1 protein-coding gene is annotated in these 1,888 nt (G+C 59.1%); it reads left to right on the forward strand.

Translation table 11 applies throughout. The annotated features are described in order from the left end of the window. Positions 1-541 precede the first annotated feature (541 nt). Positions 542-1,807: a group II intron reverse transcriptase/maturase gene (gene ltrA, locus BV034_RS34060; protein WP_050031395.1), complete on the forward strand. Its 1,266-nt coding sequence runs from the start codon at positions 542-544 to the stop codon at positions 1,805-1,807. Positions 1,808-1,888 lie beyond the last annotated feature (81 nt).

A 1,888-nucleotide genomic window follows, 5' to 3' on the forward strand; every position in this document is an offset into this window, starting at 1 on the left:
TCGTGCGCTGTGAAGTTGTTACAACCCTCCGGAGTGGAAGACTTCGGCCAGATGGTGCCGATGACCGTCTGAGAACTCAACATAACTGCGTCGCCGTGAGGCGGGGTGGGGAGCAATCGAGAGAACCATTCAGACCATAATAAAAGTGAACACGATTCGGCCTCAATCCTTCGGCGAGCCTGCGACGTCAGGGCGAAGCCATGTTGTTGCCATGAGCAATGAGATCCACGCACGGCGAGCCTCGGAGGCTGTGTGTGGGAACGACGGGGTGTTTGGTGATGGTATGTCTGGCAAGGGTAGTACAGTGAACACAGGAGACCTGTCAGGACAGGAGGGCGCAAGCCCCCTGACAGGAGTCAGAGCTGCCATAGTAGCGTTGAACCCGGGTAATTCCGGTGGAGCCAAGGGCGGCAGGAAAGCAGATGCTTCGAAGGAAGGAGCCCGTGAAGAAAGCTGCCCGTCAGTTCCGGCAACGGATAAGCAAGGGCAAGAGGACCTGTGGATCAAACACAGGGCCAAACACGGGGTCTGGACAGAGAAGATGCTGGAGGCCCTGGCAAACGGGGTCAAAGGAAGGGTGTGGTTCAGCCTCATGGACAAGGTCTGTGCGGAACGAACCCTCCTGATGGCTTGGGAACAGGTTCAGTCCAACGCAGGGGCTTGTGGCGTGGACGGGATCAGTGTGAAGCACTTTGGCAAAGACAGCCTAAACCGGCTGCTCGCCGTGAAGGAGCAACTCCGCCAAGGCTCCTACGTTCCCAGTGCTGTTAAACGGGTATGGATCCCCAAAGCTGGAGGAGCGGGCAAGCGGCCGTTGGGCATTCCCACGGTGCGCGACCGCGTGGTGCAGACCGCGCTCAAGATGGTGATAGAACCGATCTTTGAGCATGAGTTTGCCCCGCACAGCTATGGGTTCCGGCCTGGACGTGGTTGTAAAGACGCGTTGCGTCGCGTGGACCGGCTGCTCAAGGGCGGACTGGTGCATGTGGTGGACGTGGACATCAAAGGGTACTTCGACAGCATCCCGCACGGGCGGCTGCTGGAACTGGTCAAGGAACGCATCTGCGATGGGAAGGTGCTGGGTCTGGTGGAGTCGATGCTCAAGCAGGGAGTGATGGAACAGATGGAAGAGGTGGAAGGGTCCGGGGTGGAGCAGGGCACGCCGCAAGGCGGGGTCATCAGTCCGCTTCTGGCCAACATCTACCTCAACCCGCTGGACTGGCTCATGAGTCAGAAGGGGCTGGAGATGGTGCGATATGCTGATGACATGGTCATCTTATGTGAGAGCGCCACGAAAGCCCAGGAGGCTTATAAGATCCTGCGGGAGTGGATGACCCAAGCCGGGCTTGAGCTGCACCCTCAGAAAACAAAGCTCGTGGACATGGGGCAACCCAAGGCGAGTTTTGAGTTCCTTGGGTACCAGTTCAAGCGCAGCGGGCACGACGGGAGGATCAAACGCTACATCCGGCCCCGAAGCCTGAAGAAGGTCAAAAGGCGGATCAAACCGATGACCAAGCGGGCCAACGCAAAGAGCCTTAACACGATCATCGCGCGGTTGAACCCGGTGTTGAGAGGCGTGTACGGTTACTTTGCGCAGGCCGCGGAGGCATCGTTAGAGGCGCTGGATGGCTGGGTGAGAGGTCGTCTGCGAAGCATCCTGCGACACCGGAGCAAGCGAGATGGTCGCGCCCGAGGCAAAGACCACCAACGATGGCCCAACCACTACTTTGAAGAACTTGGACTCTACAGCCTGATCGGAGCCCAAGAAGAAGCTTGCGCCAGTCTCCGTAGAGGAGCCAACTGCTGACGGAAAGCCGGATGCGGGAGATCCGCCCGTCCGGTTTGGAGGGAGGGGCGGCGCAAACCAATGCGCCGTTCCTACCCCTAT

Source organism: Verrucomicrobium sp. BvORR034 (assembly GCF_000739635.1).
Taxonomy (GTDB): domain Bacteria; phylum Verrucomicrobiota; class Verrucomicrobiia; order Verrucomicrobiales; family Verrucomicrobiaceae; genus Verrucomicrobium.